Here is a 14,229-nt window from a genome sequence, read left to right as displayed (position 1 = left end):
CTGCCTGCGTACCCTAAAAGCCGGCTCCCGTCACGGCGAAATGGCCGTTTCTAGCGCGAGCCGCCCCGCTCCTTCCGCAGCTTGGCCCAGTAATCCAGCCGCTTCCGGATCTCCCGCTCGAAACCGCGCTCGGGCGGATCGTAGAAGGTCTGGCGGCCCAGGGCTTCCGGGAAATAATCCTGGCCGGAGAAGGCGTCGGGGGCGTCGTGGTCGTATTCGTAGGCTGCGCCGTAGCCTTCCGACTTCATCAGCTTGGTCGGGGAATTGAGGATGTGCTTTGGCGGCAGCAGCGAGCCGGCCTGCTTTGCGGTCTGCATGGCGGCCCCGAAGGCGGTGTAGACCGCGTTCGATTTCGGCGCAGTGGCGAGGTAGACCACCGCTTGCGCGATGGCGAGCTCGCCTTCGGGATGGCCGAGGAAGTCGAAGGCGTCCTTGGCGGCATTGGCGATGACGAGCGCCTGCGGATCGGCAAGCCCGATGTCCTCGACCGCCATGCGCACGACGCGGCGGGCCAGGAACAGCGGGTCCTCGCCGGCATCGAGCATGCGCGCGAGATAATACAGCGCAGCGTCGGGATCGGAGCCGCGCACCGACTTATGCAGCGCCGAGATCAGGTTGTAATGGCCGTCGGCCGACTTGTCATAGATCGGGGCGCGGCGCTGCAGGATGTCCTGCAACTGCGCGGCATTGAAAATCTCGTCAGCCCGTGCAGAGCGCCAAACCTCTTCGGCAAGCGTCAGCGAGGCCCTTCCATCGCCGTCGGCCATGCGCACCAGCACCGCGCGCGCCTCCGCATCGAGCGGCAGCTTCATGCCCTCGACCTCCTCGGCATGCGCAAACAGCTTCTCGATCGCGGCGGCGTCGAGCGAGCGAAACACCAGCACGCGCGCGCGCGACAGAAGCGCGGCGTTGAGCTCGAAGGACGGATTCTCGGTGGTGGCACCGACCATCACCACCGTGCCGTCTTCCATGACAGGCAGAAACGAATCCTGCTGGGCGCGGTTGAAGCGATGCACCTCGTCGACGAACAACAGCGTGCCCTTGCCCATCTCGCGGCGGGCACGCGCGGCGTCGAATGCCTTCTTCAAATCGGCGACGCCGGAGAACACGGCGGAGATCTGCTCGAAATGCAGGTCGGTCGCGTCCGCCAGCAGCCGCGCCACCGTGGTCTTGCCGGTGCCGGGCGGACCCCAGAACACCAGCGAGCCGAGCGTGCGCGTCTCCAGCATGCGCGTCAGCGCGCCGTCGGGGCCGAGGATGTGATCCTGGCCTACGACCTCCGACAACGCGCGCGGGCGCAGCCGGTCCGGCAGCGGATGCGGAGCCTCGTGATCGAGCCCCGCCGCGGCAAAGAGAGTTGGCGTCTCCTGTGGTCGCTTCGGACTCATCCGCCCAGCGTGACGTTGATCTGCTGCCCGCCGCGCACCAGCGTGATGCGCCAGATCCGCGGGCGCTCACCCGCAGCCTTTTCGAGATCGCCGGTCTTGCTGATCTTCTGATTGTTGACAGCCAGGATGATGTCGCCCTTCTGGAAGCCGACATTCGCGGCCGCGCTGTCGCCGCCGAGATCGGCGATCACGACGCCCTCGGTGTCGGCGTCCAGATGCAGCTCGTCGGCAACCGCCGGCGTGATGGTCGAGACCTTCGCACCCTGGAACGGCGAACGCGCAGTGATGACGAGCTCGTTGCGGCCGGCGTCGGGTGCGGTCTCCAGCGCGATCGCGAGCTTGAGCGGCTTGCCGCCGCGCTGCACGTCGATCTGCGCGGAACCGCCGAGCGGACGCGTCGCGAAACGGTAGTCGAAGGCATTGGGATCATCCACGGTCTGGCCGTCGATCCCGGTGATGAGATCGGAGGATTTCAGGCCGGCCTTCGCTGCGGGACCGTTCGAGACCACACTCGCGACCAGCGCACCGGTCGGCGAACGCAAGCCGAGGCTTTCGGCGATCTCGGGCGTCACCGCCTGCAACTTCGCGCCGAGCCAGGGACGCTTCACCGCCTTGCCGCCGCCCTTGGCGGAGGCGACGACCACGCGCACCATGTTGGCGGGGATCGCAAAGCCGATGCCCTGCGAGCCGCCGGAGCGCGAATAGATCGCGGTGTTGATGCCGGCAAGCTTGCCGCTCATGTCAACCAGTGCACCGCCGGAATTGCCGGGATTGATCGCCGCATCGGTCTGGATGAAGAACTGGTAGTCGGTGATGCCGACCTGCGTGCGCGCCAGCGCCGAGATGATGCCGTGGGTCACGGTCTGGCCGACGCCGAAGGGGTTGCCGATCGCGAGCACGACGTCGCCGACCAGCAGCTCGTCGGAATTGGTGAAGTCGAGCGTTGGAAATTTCTCCTTGGTGTCCTTCAGGCGCAACACGGCGAGATCGGTGCGGGGATCCTTCAGCAGGATCTCGGCCTCGAACTCGCGCTTGTCCGACAGCGACACCTTGACCTGGTCCGCGCCCTCGATGACGTGGACATTGGTGACGACGAGGCCCGACGCATCGACGATGACGCCGGAGCCGAGCGAGCGCTGCATCTGCTCGGGCTGCTGGCCGGGCACGCCGAAGAAGCGGCGGAAGATGGGATCATCCAGCAGCGGATTGCGGTTCTGCACCACCTTGGCGGCATAGACGTTGACGACCGCCGGCTGCACCCGCTGCACGATCGGCGCATAGGACAGCCGCAGCTCGGCCGGCGACGACGGGGCCCGACGGTCCTGCGCCGCTGCCGGATTGAAGTGGGTCGAAAAGCCTATGCACAATGCCGTGACGACGGCGGTCCAGGTCGATCGAAACATTCCTACCTCTTGGAAAAGACGCCGGAATATAGGCGCGTTCGCCCCCCAATAGAAGGGCGCGGGATGGCAATATTCACCCCCCTTCCGGCGCCCGCCGCATACCGGCCCGGTGTGCGAAATGGCAATTTGCCCGGCGCTACGGATTGGCATGATACGCGTCATCTTGCATGGTGATGCAAGGCGGATTCGGTTGCGGCGAATTTGCATCAGTGGGAACCACGCAACCGGACGCAGCGTCGCGGGGCAGTCATCGATCCTTCCTAGGCTCTCCGTTCGCGACTTGGGGAAGTTCGTCAAACGATGGAGGCGTAACGTGAGCAGGACAAGAATTGCAGCCACGGCGATTGGTCTCGCCGGCGTGCTGGCGGCATCGCAAGCCCAGGCCCAATCGGCCAGCAACAGCGAACAGGAGATCGCACTCCTGAAGCAGCAGCTGAAGATGCTCGAGCAGAAGCTCGACAAGCTCCAGAGCCAGACCGCAGCGAACACCGCAGCGACGGCGAAAGCCAAGGCTGAAGCCAAGGCCGAAGCAAAAGCCGAAGCGCGCTCGGAGGCGAAAGCGGTCGTCGCCAATGCCAATGCGGCGATCCCGCTCAAGGGCCCGGCGCCGGCTTCCGGCGTCGTCGTGACGATGCCGAACAACCGGCCGACCATCTGCACGGCCGACGGAGCGAACTGCGTCGCGATCACGAGCCGCGTGCACTGGGATGTCGGCGGCTACGATTATCGTCCCAATACGGCAGGCACCGTGCCGCAGAAACTCGACAGCGGCGAGAACGTCCGTCGCGCACGCATCGGCGTCGTCGGCAAGTTCCTCGAAGACTGGAATTTTGCCCTGATCTACGACTTCGGCGGTTCGGCTGACGGCTTCGGCGGCACGGGGGCCGCCGGCGCTACTCCTGTCGGCTTCCTGCCCGGCGGTGGCACATCCGGCATCGAGAACGCGTATGTGAGCTACACCGGGCTGAAGCCTTTTGGCGGCAAGATGGCGATCGAGGCCGGCATCATGGACCTTGCCTGGACCCTCGATGAGTCCTCGAGCTCCAACGACATTCCCTTCATGGAGCGCGCCTCGGTCGGCGTGATCGCGCAAAATATCGCCGCCGGCGATTTCCGTTCTGCCGTCGGCGCCCGCTGGTACAACGACGTGTTCTGGGCCGGCGCGTACGTGACGGGTCCGACCACGGGTGCGATTCACTCAGCGTCGAGCGTCTCACCTCCGGGCACCAGCGAGCAGTACGGCGCGACGGCCCGCGTTGCGGGCCAGCTCGTCAGCGGCAAGGATTATTCGCTGCATCTCGGCGGCGACGCACAGTGGCTGATTCAGCCGCCGCGCAATCTGGCCGCCAACACGCAGACGCTCACGCTCAGCGACCGGCCTGAGCTGCGAATTGACCCTACGACACTGATCTCGACCGGTGCGATTGCCAATGTCGCGGGCGCGCAGGTTTATGGTGTCGAAGCCGCCGCGACCTATGGATCGCTGTTCCTCCAGGGCGAATACTACTGGTTCAACATCGATCGCAACGCGAACACCAGCGTGCCGTTAATCGGAGCGCCAAGCCTGAAATTCCAGGGCGGCTACGCGGAAGCGGCCTACGTCTTGACCGGGGAATCGCGCAAGTACAATCCAGCGAACGCCTCCTATGGCGGCGTGAAGCCCGATCATCCGTTCTCGCTCGATGGCGGTGGCTGGGGCGCCTGGGAGATCGCCGGCCGCTATTCCACTATGGATCTGAATAATCAGCTCGCGACTGCCGCCGGCATCGCCGGCGGACGCCAGACGGTCTACACGCTCGCGCTCAACTGGTACGTCAACGGCAATGTCCGCTTCATGCTGGACTACCTGCATGGCACGGTGTCGAAGCAAGCCTCGCCGGTCTCGACCGCCGACGTCGGCTCGAAGTTCGACGCGGTCGCGATGCGCACGCAGTTTGCGTTCTGACGCAATCTTGTCCGGGAGCGGCGCAGTCCGCTCCCGGACATTCACGCTGCTCGCTTCGGCTTCTTGACCGGTTCCGCCGCCTCGGGCGCCGGCGCGCAGGACAGCCGTTGCTGATGGCTCTCGCCCCACGCCTTCAGGATGTCGATCACGGGCCTGAGGCTCTCGCCGAGTTCGGAGAGGCAATACTCCACCCGCGGCGGTACTTCCGCATAAACCTTGCGGATGACGAGCTTGTCTTCCTCCAGCGCGCGAAGCTGTTTTGTCAGCATGCGCTGGGTGATGCCGGGCATCCGGCGGCGCAGTTCGCCGAAGCGCTGGGTGCCGTCCTGGAGGTGGTAGAGGATCACGCCCTTCCACTTGCCGTCGATCAGGTCCAGCGTCGCCTCGACCGAGCAGCCGGGACGCCGGGTAAAATCTCGCCGCTTCATGCGTGTTTTCCCAATAGTATCCAAACAGGGACTATATCCCCGAATTTACAGTACTTGCCAAACCGGAGCCAGCGGGACAGTTAGCAGGCCGGGCGCACGTCACAAGCTGCGCGCTATCTGATGGAGACAAGCCATGAAGGCCGTTGGCTACAAGAAATCGCTTCCGATCGAGGATCAGGACGCGCTGTTCGATTTCGAGACCGCAAAGCCCGAGCCCAAGGGGCGCGACATACGCGTCGCCGTGAAGGCGATCTCGGCCAATCCGGTCGACTACAAGGTGCGCAAGCGCGCCGCTCCGCCCGAGGGCGAGACGAAGATCTTGGGTTATGACGCAGCCGGCGTGGTCGACGCCGTCGGGCCCGAGGTCACGCTGTTCAAGCCGGGCGACGAGGTGTTTTACGCGGGCTCGATCCTGCGCCAGGGCACCAATGCGGAATTCCACCTGGTCGACGAACGCATCGTCGGCAACAAGCCGAAGAGCCTGTCGTTCGCGCAGGCCGCCGCCCTCCCCCTCACTTCCATCACCGCGTGGGAATTGCTGTTCGACCGCCTCGGCGCGGTGCCGGGCAAGAGCGTCGATCCGCGCACGCTGCTGATCACGGGCGGCGCCGGCGGCGTCGGCTCGATCCTGATCCAGCTCGCCCGCCGCCTCACGGGCCTCACGGTGCTCGCGACGGCGACGCGGCCGGAATCGCAAAAGTGGTGTCTCGATCTCGGCGCACATGCGGTGATCGACCACGGCAAGCCGATGAAGGAGCAGATCGAGAAGCTCAAGCTGCCGCCGGTGGCGCTGGTGGCGAGCCTCACCTTCACCGATCAGCACTACAAGGCGATCGCCGAGTTCATGGCGCCGCAAGGCCGGTTCGGCCTGATCGACGATCCGCCCGAGTTCACCATGAGCACGTTCAAGGGCAAGGCGATCTCGGTGCACTGGGAATCGATGTTCACGCGCTCCTCGTTCCAGACGCCTGACATGATCGCGCAGCATCATCTGCTCAATGACGTCGCCGACCTCATCGACAAGGGCGTGTTGCGCACCACGCTCGACCAGACCTTCGGCTCGATCAACGCGGCCAACCTCAAGCGCGCGCATGCGCTGCTCGAGAGCGGCAAGTCGCGCGGCAAGATCGTGCTGGAGGGGTGGTAGGCGAGCACAGCGCCGCTGCCTAGGGTGGGCAAAAGCGCGCTTGCGCCGTGCCCACCATCACGCAACGGGCGCAGAAAGGTAGTGGGCACGCTTCGCTTTGCCCACCCTACGGCAGTTGTGCTCCTGGAGCGATGCCCTCGACGAACATCAACCGCCGCTCCAGCGCCGTCTGCCGCAGCTTCAACGCCTCGGCATATTCCACTGAGGCGTACCATTCGCGCGCGCGGGCCATCGTAGGAAACTCCACGATGATGATGGTCTTGGGCGGCGGGCCGCCCTCCACCACGTCGGCGGCACCGCCGCGCGCGAGGTAGCGGCCGCCATATTGCGCGATAGTCTGCGCCGCAAGCGCGCGATAGGCTTCCATCATCGTCTGATCGCGCACCTCGACCTCGGAGATCACATAAGCCGGCACGTGCGCAGCCTCAGGCAATCGTGTTGACGATACCACCCTCGGCCCGCAGCGCCGCGCCATTGGTCGCGGACGCTTCCTTCGACGCAACATAGACCACCATATTGGCGATCTCGTCGACGCTGGCGAAGCGCTGGATCAGCGAACTCGGGCGATGCTGCTTGACGAAATTGGCGGCGGCCTCATCCACCGACTGACCGTTTTGCTTCGCGAGATCCTTCACGAAGGTCTCGACACCCTCCGACATGGTCGGGCCCGGCAGCACGGAATTGACGGTGACGCCGGTGCCGCGGGTGAGCTGCGCCAGACCGCGCGCGACCGAGAGCTGGGCGGTCTTGCTCATGCCGTAGTGAATCATCTCGACGGGAATGTTGAGGCCGGATTCCGAGGAGATGAAGACGATGCGACCCCAGTTGCGCTTGAGCATGCCCTTCAGGTATGCGCGCGACAGCCGCACGCCGCTCATGACGTTGACCTCGAAGAAGCGGCTCCAGTCCTCGTCCGGGATATCGAAAAAGTCCTTCGGCTCGAAGATCCCGGCATTGTTGATGAGGATGTCGACCTCGGGCAGCTCGGACACAAGCGCCTTGCAGCCCGCCGCCGTCGAGACGTCGGCGGCGATGCCGCGCACCTTGCCACCCGCCGCTTCCAGCTTGCGCACGGCGGCGTCGACCTTGTCCTGGCCGCGCCCGTTGATCACGACGCTCGCACCGGAGGCGGCGAGACCTCTGGCAATGGCGTGGCCGATGCCAGCGGTCGAGCCGGTCACCAGTGCAGTTTTTCCGGAAAGGTCGATATTCATGTAGTATCTCCATCAGATCGATGATGGGAATATCGGACGCGGCGGATCGGGCCGCAATCGGCGCTCACCAATCAGTGAGACGCAGAGCACTTTTCCTGCGACAACGTAGACACCCCGCCTGAGCCGCGGCTGGAACGATTATTGCTAAGCGGCACGGCGTCTCATGTGAACACGGAAGAACTATGCGATGAAGCGGACGGCTCTCACGATTTTTCTCGGACTGGTCGGCTTGATGGGCGGCAATTCGCTCGCGCCGGCTCAAACGGTCTATCCGGAGAAATCTTTGCAATTGATCGTCCCCTTCCCGCCGGGCGGCGCCTCCGACGTGGTCGCGCGCATCATCGGCGGCGAGCTGGAGACGCGGCTCGGCAAGCCCGTGATCATCATGAACCGTCCCGGGGGCGGCACCACGATCGCGGCCAAGGAAGTCGCACGTTCGGCGCCTGACGGCTACACCCTGTTCTTCAGCTCGAACTCGAGCTTCACGCTGCCGGCAGCCGTGAAGGAAAGCGTGCCTTACGACGCGGCCAAGGATTTCGAGCCGCTCGGCCAAGTCGGCAAGATCACGCTGGCGCTCGTCACTTACAAGGACAATCCCGTCAAGGACGTCGCTTCGCTCGTCGCCAAGGCGAAGGCCAATCCCGACAAGCTGTCGCTCGCATCCTTCGGCGTCGCGACCGTCTCGCATTTCGCCGGCGAGCTGTTCAAGTCGAGTGCCGGGGTCAAGATGGTCCACCTGCCCTACAAGGGCAGCGCACCGGCGATGAACGACCTCATCGGCAAGCACATCCAGTACCACGTCGACACCGTGATCGCCGTGAAGCCGCAGATCGAGGCGGGTACCGTCAAGGTGCTCGCGGTGTTCTCCGGCAAGCGCACGCCCTACCTGCCCGACGTGCCGACGCTTGCCGAGCTCGGCTACACCGGCATCGACTTCGCGTCCTGGGGCGCGGTCGTCGCGCCCAAGGGGCTGCCGCCGGCCGTTCACGACAAGCTGACGGCGGCGCTGGAGGAGATCGTCAACAGCCCTTCCGTCATCGAGCGCTTCACCACGGTCGGCTTCGAACCGGGCTTCATGCGCTACAGCGATTGGGCAGGAGCCATCGGCAAGGAGACCGCCGAGATGAAGGAGATCGCGCAAAGGGCGGGGATCAAGGAAGAATAGTCGCGCTGATCTTCGCGAGCCCCAAAAACAAAAGCGGCGCCCGAGGGCGCCGCTTTCAATTCCGTACCTGCTGAAACGGCTTACGCCGCCTCGGCTTCCTTCTCCTGCACCGGACCGGAGTCCTGGCCCTTGGCATCGACGTCGCGATCGACGAACTCGATCACGGCCATCGCGGCGTTGTCGCCGTAGCGGAAGCCGGCCTTGATGATGCGGGTGTAGCCGCCCTGGCGGTCCTTGTAGCGGGTCGCGAGCACGTCGAAGAGCTTCTTGACCTGATCCTTGTCGCGCATCTCGGAGATCGCCTGGCGGCGCATGGCCAGCCCGCCCTTCTTGCCGAGGGTGACGAGCTTCTCGACGATCGGACGGAGCTCCTTGGCCTTCGGCAGCGTGGTGACGATCTGCTCGTGCTTGATCAGCGCGGCCGCCATGTTGGCGAACATCGCCCTGCGGTGCTCGGCCGTGCGGTTGAGCTTCCGATGAACCTTGCCGTGACGCATGTAACTATTCCTTACGTTAAAACTGCCGCGACGGTTCGTCGGACATGTTGCTCAGGTGGGCTGCCTGCGTTCGCCCAGTCAGTCATTCCGGGATGGCTCGCAGAGCCGAACCCGGAATCTCGAGGTTCCGGGTTCGATGCTCCAGGGCCGCGGTTGCGCGGTCCCGTCGCATCACCCCGGAACGACGAATCTCAGTAGTGATCCTCGAAGCGCTTGGCGAGCTCGTCGATGTTCTCCGGCGGCCAGCCCGGCACTTCCATGCCGAGATGCAGACCCATCTGAGCCAGCACTTCCTTGATCTCGTTCAGCGACTTGCGGCCGAAGTTCGGGGTGCGGAGCATTTCCGCCTCGCTCTTCTGCACGAGATCGCCGATGTAGACGATGTTGTCGTTCTTCAAGCAGTTGGCCGAACGCACCGACAGCTCGAGCTCGTCCACCTTCTTGAGGAAGGCCGGGTTGAAGGCGAGGTCCGGGATGATCTCCTGGGCGACTTCCTTGCGCGGCTCTTCGAAGTTGACGAACACGTTGAGCTGATCCTGGAGGATGCGGGCGGCGTAAGCCACCGAGTCATCCGGCGAGATCGCGCCGTTGGTCTCGATCGTCATGGTCAGCTTGTCGTAGTCGAGGATCTGGCCCTCGCGGGTGTTCTCGACCTTGTAGGAGACCTTGCGGACCGGCGAGTACAGGCTGTCGACCGGGATCAGGCCGATCGGCGCATCCTCGGGACGGTTGCGCTCGGCGGGCACATAGCCCTTGCCGGTCGCGACGGTGAACTCCATGCGGATCTCCGCGCCCTCGTCGAGCGTGCAGATCTGGAGGTCCGGATTGAGCACGACGACGTCGCCGACGGTCTGGATGTCGCCGGCGGTGACGACGCCCGGGCCCTGCTTCTTCACGACCATGCGCTTGGGGCCTTCGCCCTGCATCTTGATCGAGATGTCCTTGATGTTGAGCACGATGTCGGTGACGTCCTCACGGACGCCAGCGATCGAGGAGAACTCGTGCAGCACGCCGTCGATGTGCACCGACTGCACCGCCGCGCCCTGGAGCGAGGAGAGCAGGATTCGGCGCAGCGCGTTGCCGAGGGTCTGGCCGAAGCCGCGCTCGAGCGGCTCGGCGACGATGGTCGCGAAACGGGCCGGATCGCTGCCGGGCGTGACCTGGAGCTTGTTCGGCCGAATCAGTTCTTGCCAATTTTTCTGGATCGTCACTGTTTCACCCATACAGGCCAGTCGAACTGCCGTTGCAGACACTGGCGTTGGAGAAAGGCCGCAGGTCGCACCTGCGGCTTCTTGCAAAAGTCATTGCGGGCGCCGATGCACCCGCAACCTCGTATCAAACGCGCCGACGCTTGCGGGGACGGCAACCGTTGTGCGGGATCGTGGTCACGTCGCGGATCGAGGTGACGGTGAAGCCGGCGGCCTGGAGCGCGCGCAGCGCCGATTCGCGGCCCGAACCGGGACCGGCGACTTCGACTTCCAGCGTGCGCATGCCGTGCTCCTGCGCCTTCTTCGACACGTCCTCGGCGGCAACCTGCGCCGCGTACGGGGTCGACTTGCGCGAGCCCTTGAAGCCCATCGTGCCGGCGGAAGACCAGGCAATCGTGTTGCCCTGCGCGTCGGTGATGGTGATGGTCGTGTTGTTGAACGACGAGTTCACGTGCGCAACGCCGGAGGCGATGTTCTTGCGTTCACGACGGCGAACGCGGGTGGCTTCCTTGCCCATTGAGTACCTTTCCTGGAGATCTCAAACGCCGCCGTAGTGCCAGCGGCTACACCTGTGGAACGAAAGGCGCGTGGCGAACGGGTTATCCCCGGTTCGCCACACGCCGCGATTGGATGCGAAAACTTACTTCTTCTTGCCGGCGATGGCCTTGGCCGGGCCCTTGCGCGTCCGCGCATTGGTGTGGGTACGCTGACCGCGCACCGGCAGACCGCGACGATGACGCAGGCCGCGATAGCAGCCGAGGTCCATCAGACGCTTGATGTTGATGCCGACCTCACGACGCAGGTCACCCTCGACGAGATAGTCGCGGTCGATGACTTCGCGGATCTGAAGCACTTCGGCGTCGCTGAGCTGACTGACGCGACGATCCACCGGGATCTTCACCTTCTCCAGAATCTCACCGGCGATCTTCTGACCGATGCCATGGATGTACTGGAGCGCGATCAGCACGCGCTTGTTGGTGGGAATGTTCACGCCGGCAATACGGGCCACGGCCTTCTCTCCTGTTGCCGGTCCTCGTCAGGACCAGGCTTTAAGTGCTTGTGTTCTCGGGCAGGTGTTCACAAACGCGAACACGACGCCCACCCCCGGTCTTCCTGGGGCCCGGCATCGTCTGAAACTATCCGACTTGGATGCGGGGCTTATTAAGGGATTCCGGGGGCTTTCGTCAACCGCCGCTAGCGCTTGGCTCGCTTTTTCGTGACCTTTTTTGCGGCCTTTTTGGCACCCTTTTTGACAGCCTTCCCGGCGGTCTTTTTGGCAGCCTTCTTTACCGTCTTCTTCGCGGTCTTCTTGACCGCCTTCTTGGCGCCCTTCGCGGCCTTCTTGGCCGCCTTTTTAGCGGATTTGGCGGGTTTTTTGGCCGTTTTCGCCGACTTCTTGGCTGTTTTGGCCTTGGCCGCCCCCTTCTTGGCCGGCGCTGCCTTGGCCGCGCTCTTGGAAGTTCCCTTGGCAGTTCCCTTGCCATGCGTCTTGGGCTCGACTGCCCCGAGCGCCAGGAGCTGGCGGTGAACCGCACGGGTGACCTCGTCGATGGCCATCATGCCATCGATGGTCGAGAGCTTCCGCCGCTCGGAATAGTAGTGAATCAGCGGCTCCGTCTGGCTGCGGTAGCTGGCAAGCCGCTTGGTCAGGACCTCGGGGGTGTCGTCGAGGCGAACCTCCTCACCGCGCTCCCGCATCTGGGCGACTCGGGTCTCGACGCGACTCAGCAGCGCGCTTTCGTTGACGCGGAGCTCGATCACTGCATCGAGCTTGAGGTGCTTCTGCCTCAGCAGCTCATCGAGCGCCTCGGCCTGCGGCACGGTGCGCGGGAAACCGTCGAGGATGAAACCGTTCTTGGCGTCCGGCTGGTCGATCCGGTCGGAGATGATTCCGACCACGACGTCGTCGGGTACGAGGCCGCCGCTGGCCATGATCTCCTTGGCCTTCAGACCGACCGGCGTTCCCGCCGCCACGGCCGCACGCAGCATCTCGCCGGTCGAGAGCTGGACGATACCATAGCGCTCCACCAGCAGCTGCGCCTGGGTCCCTTTGCCCGACCCCGGCGGTCCCAGAAGTATAATTCTCATCGGCGTACGCCCCCCGGATTGGTGAGCGATACGTCGCGCACCTGTGTTTGAAGATCAAGAACAGTGCAAACCATAATCGGCGCCGCACCGCTACCCATATCATAGGGGAGCGAATACCCGGTCGCCAAGAAGGCCTTTGAAATCAGGGATTGCATCGCGCTGAGAGCAGCTCCGCCGATGCGATCGAACGGCTGGCTGGTCGTCTCTGCGGGCGCCGCGCGTTGCTCTCGCGCGGGCGAATCGGCGGCGCAGTCGCGCCGCCTTCAGAGGACGCCGCGCTTAGCGGCGGCGGCCCCGCAACTTCGACTTCCGGATCAGGCCCTCGTACTGATGGGCCAGCAGATAGCCCTGCACCTGCGCCACCGTGTCCATGGTCACGCTGACCACGATCAGCAGCGAGGTACCGCCGAAGTAGAACGGCACCGAGGCGTAGGAGATCAGGATCTCGGGGATCAAGCAGACGATCGCCAGATAGATCGCGCCGAGCACGGTGATGCGCGACAGCACGTAGTCGATGTATTCCGCGGTGCGCTCGCCGGGGCGAATGCCCGGAATGAAGCCGCCGTGCTTCTTCAGATTGTCCGCGGTCTCGGTCGGGTTGAACACGATCGCGGTGTAGAAGAACGCGAAGAACACGATTAGCGCGAGATACATGATCAGGAACAGCGGACGGCCGTGGCCGAGCTGGGTGGTGATCCACTGGAACCATTCCGGCCCGCTGCCCGCATTGAAGTTCGCAACCGTGGTCGGCAGCAACAAGAGCGAAGACGCGAAGATCGGCGGAATCACGCCCGAGGTGTTGAGCTTGAGCGGCAGATGCGAGGACTGACCCTCGAACATCTTGTTGCCGACCTGGCGCTTCGGATACTGGATCAGCAGGCGGCGCTGCGCGCGCTCCATGAACACGATGAAGGCGATCACGGCGACCGCCATGATGATGACGACCAGGATCAGGCCGGTCGACATCGCACCCTGACGGCCGAGCTCGAGCATGTTGGCGAGCGCCGCGGGCAGCTCGGCGACGATGCCGGAGAGAATGATCAGCGAGATGCCGTTGCCGATGCCGCGCGAGGTGATCTGCTCGCCCAGCCACATCAGGAACATGGTGCCGCCGGTCAGTGTGATCGCCGTGGACAGGCGGAAGAACATGCCGGGGTCGCTGACGACGTTGCCGGCCCCCTCAAGGCCCACCGCGATGCCGTAGGACTGGAACGCCGCCAGGATGACGGTCAGATAGCGGGTGTACTGGTTCAGCGTCTTGCGGCCGGCCTCGCCTTCCTTCTTCAGCGCCTCGAGCTGCGGCGAGACGGTGGTCAGGAGCTGGATGATGATCGAGGCCGAGATGTACGGCATGATGTTCAGCGCGAAGATCGCCATGCGGTGGATGCCGCCGCCGGCGAACATGTTGAACATGCCGAGGATGCCGCCCGCCTGGGAGCGGAACACCTGCTCCCAAATGTTGGGATCGATGCCCGGCAACGGGATGTAGGTCCCCAGCCGATAAACGAGCAGCGCGCCCAGGGTGAACCAGATGCGCTTCTTCAGTTCGTCAGCCTTGGCAAACGCACCGAAATTGAGGTTGGCTGCCAGTTGTTCCGCTGCTGAGGCCATCTTGGACTTTCTCCCGCCGCCTGTTGCGCCGTCATGCCCGCGGCCGGGCTACTTTAGCGGACGCCGGACATTATCTGGGGCTCGGCATCGATAAGTCCACGTCCCGCATGCGTAAAGGCCCGCGAGCCGCGGGCC

The 14,229-nt window shown here is 64.4% G+C and carries 14 protein-coding genes; 3 read left to right on the top strand and 11 right to left on the bottom strand.

The annotated features are described in order from the left end of the window. Positions 1-50: 50 nt before the first annotated feature. Positions 51-1,388 (bottom strand): replication-associated recombination protein A, encoded by a 1,338-nt coding sequence (locus ACVWW6_RS24560; RefSeq protein WP_456681501.1) that lies wholly within the window; start codon positions 1,386-1,388, stop codon positions 51-53. Further along, complete coding sequence (locus tag ACVWW6_RS24555; RefSeq protein ID WP_038967063.1) at positions 1,385-2,791, bottom strand: DegQ family serine endoprotease; 1,407 nt, start codon at positions 2,789-2,791, stop codon at positions 1,385-1,387. Before ACVWW6_RS24555 ends, ACVWW6_RS24560 begins: the two co-directional genes overlap by 4 nt. A gap of 313 nt (positions 2,792-3,104) precedes the next feature. On the opposite strand from ACVWW6_RS24555, the gene ACVWW6_RS24550 reads away from it, so the two are divergent. Further along, the gene (locus tag ACVWW6_RS24550; protein WP_456681500.1) at positions 3,105-4,736 is read left to right on the top strand and encodes an OprO/OprP family phosphate-selective porin; all 1,632 of its coding nucleotides are present in this window, start codon (positions 3,105-3,107) and stop codon (positions 4,734-4,736) included. Between the two features lie 41 nt (positions 4,737-4,777). On the opposite strand, the gene ACVWW6_RS24545 is transcribed toward ACVWW6_RS24550, so the two are convergent. Continuing rightward, on the bottom strand, positions 4,778-5,164 hold the full coding sequence (locus ACVWW6_RS24545) for a winged helix-turn-helix transcriptional regulator (RefSeq protein WP_011088126.1): 387 nt from the start codon (positions 5,162-5,164) through the stop codon (positions 4,778-4,780). Between the two features lie 133 nt (positions 5,165-5,297). On the opposite strand from ACVWW6_RS24545, the gene ACVWW6_RS24540 reads away from it, so the two are divergent. Then, positions 5,298-6,311, top strand: a complete 1,014-nt coding sequence (locus tag ACVWW6_RS24540; RefSeq protein WP_271611989.1) for a zinc-binding alcohol dehydrogenase family protein — start codon at positions 5,298-5,300, stop codon at positions 6,309-6,311. Between the two features lie 106 nt (positions 6,312-6,417). Here the strand turns inward: ACVWW6_RS24540 and ACVWW6_RS24535 are convergent, their stop codons facing one another. Next, positions 6,418-6,726 carry a DUF1330 domain-containing protein gene (locus ACVWW6_RS24535; protein ID WP_456681499.1) on the bottom strand — a complete coding sequence of 103 codons (309 nt, stop codon included), beginning with the start codon at positions 6,724-6,726 and terminating at the stop codon, positions 6,418-6,420. Between the two features lie 10 nt (positions 6,727-6,736). Then, positions 6,737-7,525, bottom strand: a complete 789-nt coding sequence (locus tag ACVWW6_RS24530) for an SDR family NAD(P)-dependent oxidoreductase (protein ID WP_182871958.1) — start codon at positions 7,523-7,525, stop codon at positions 6,737-6,739. Between the two features lie 187 nt (positions 7,526-7,712). Here ACVWW6_RS24530 and ACVWW6_RS24525 point away from each other — a divergent pair, with 187 nt between their 5' ends. Beyond that, positions 7,713-8,690: a Bug family tripartite tricarboxylate transporter substrate binding protein gene (locus ACVWW6_RS24525; protein ID WP_456681498.1), complete on the top strand. Its 978-nt coding sequence runs from the start codon at positions 7,713-7,715 to the stop codon at positions 8,688-8,690. 80 nt (positions 8,691-8,770) lie between these two features. Here the strand turns inward: ACVWW6_RS24525 and rplQ are convergent, their stop codons facing one another. The 6 genes from rplQ to secY form a co-directional block, all read right to left on the bottom strand. After that, positions 8,771-9,187: a 50S ribosomal protein L17 gene (gene rplQ / locus ACVWW6_RS24520; RefSeq protein ID WP_011088131.1), complete on the bottom strand. Its 417-nt coding sequence runs from the start codon at positions 9,185-9,187 to the stop codon at positions 8,771-8,773. Between the two features lie 191 nt (positions 9,188-9,378). Next, complete coding sequence (locus ACVWW6_RS24515; protein ID WP_011088132.1) at positions 9,379-10,410, bottom strand: DNA-directed RNA polymerase subunit alpha; 1,032 nt, start codon at positions 10,408-10,410, stop codon at positions 9,379-9,381. Positions 10,411-10,522: 112 nt separating this feature from the next. Beyond that, positions 10,523-10,912: a 30S ribosomal protein S11 gene (rpsK, locus tag ACVWW6_RS24510; RefSeq protein WP_007603045.1), complete on the bottom strand. Its 390-nt coding sequence runs from the start codon at positions 10,910-10,912 to the stop codon at positions 10,523-10,525. Positions 10,913-11,035: 123 nt separating this feature from the next. Continuing rightward, positions 11,036-11,404: a 30S ribosomal protein S13 gene (rpsM, locus tag ACVWW6_RS24505; protein WP_011088133.1), complete on the bottom strand. Its 369-nt coding sequence runs from the start codon at positions 11,402-11,404 to the stop codon at positions 11,036-11,038. A 185-nt stretch (positions 11,405-11,589) separates the two neighbouring features. Then, the gene (locus tag ACVWW6_RS24500) at positions 11,590-12,483 is read right to left on the bottom strand and encodes an adenylate kinase (protein WP_110116370.1); all 894 of its coding nucleotides are present in this window, start codon (positions 12,481-12,483) and stop codon (positions 11,590-11,592) included. A gap of 279 nt (positions 12,484-12,762) precedes the next feature. After that, complete coding sequence (gene secY / locus ACVWW6_RS24495; RefSeq protein ID WP_011088135.1) at positions 12,763-14,094, bottom strand: preprotein translocase subunit SecY; 1,332 nt, start codon at positions 14,092-14,094, stop codon at positions 12,763-12,765. Positions 14,095-14,229 lie beyond the last annotated feature (135 nt).

The sequence above is a fragment of the Bradyrhizobium sp. USDA 3311 genome, assembly GCF_054062495.1.
This window is presented reverse-complemented; position numbering and strand designations above follow the sequence as displayed.

Bases quoted from the DNA above. Each gene is read 5' to 3' on its own strand.
- ACVWW6_RS24560 (WP_456681501.1), bottom strand. From the start codon at position 1,388: ATGAGTCCGAAGCGACCACAGGAGACGCCAACTCTCTTTGCCGCGGCG.
- ACVWW6_RS24555 (WP_038967063.1), bottom strand. From the start codon at position 2,791: ATGTTTCGATCGACCTGGACCGCCGTCGTCACGGCATTGTGCATAGGC.
- ACVWW6_RS24545 (WP_011088126.1), bottom strand. From the start codon at position 5,164: ATGAAGCGGCGAGATTTTACCCGGCGTCCCGGCTGCTCGGTCGAGGCG.
- ACVWW6_RS24540 (WP_271611989.1), top strand. From the start codon at position 5,298: ATGAAGGCCGTTGGCTACAAGAAATCGCTTCCGATCGAGGATCAGGAC.
- ACVWW6_RS24530 (WP_182871958.1), bottom strand. From the start codon at position 7,525: ATGAATATCGACCTTTCCGGAAAAACTGCACTGGTGACCGGCTCGACC.
- ACVWW6_RS24525 (WP_456681498.1), top strand. From the start codon at position 7,713: ATGAAGCGGACGGCTCTCACGATTTTTCTCGGACTGGTCGGCTTGATG.
- rplQ (WP_011088131.1), bottom strand. From the start codon at position 9,187: ATGCGTCACGGCAAGGTTCATCGGAAGCTCAACCGCACGGCCGAGCAC.
- ACVWW6_RS24515 (WP_011088132.1), bottom strand. From the start codon at position 10,410: ATGGGTGAAACAGTGACGATCCAGAAAAATTGGCAAGAACTGATTCGG.
- rpsK (WP_007603045.1), bottom strand. From the start codon at position 10,912: ATGGGCAAGGAAGCCACCCGCGTTCGCCGTCGTGAACGCAAGAACATC.
- ACVWW6_RS24500 (WP_110116370.1), bottom strand. From the start codon at position 12,483: ATGAGAATTATACTTCTGGGACCGCCGGGGTCGGGCAAAGGGACCCAG.
- secY (WP_011088135.1), bottom strand. From the start codon at position 14,094: ATGGCCTCAGCAGCGGAACAACTGGCAGCCAACCTCAATTTCGGTGCG.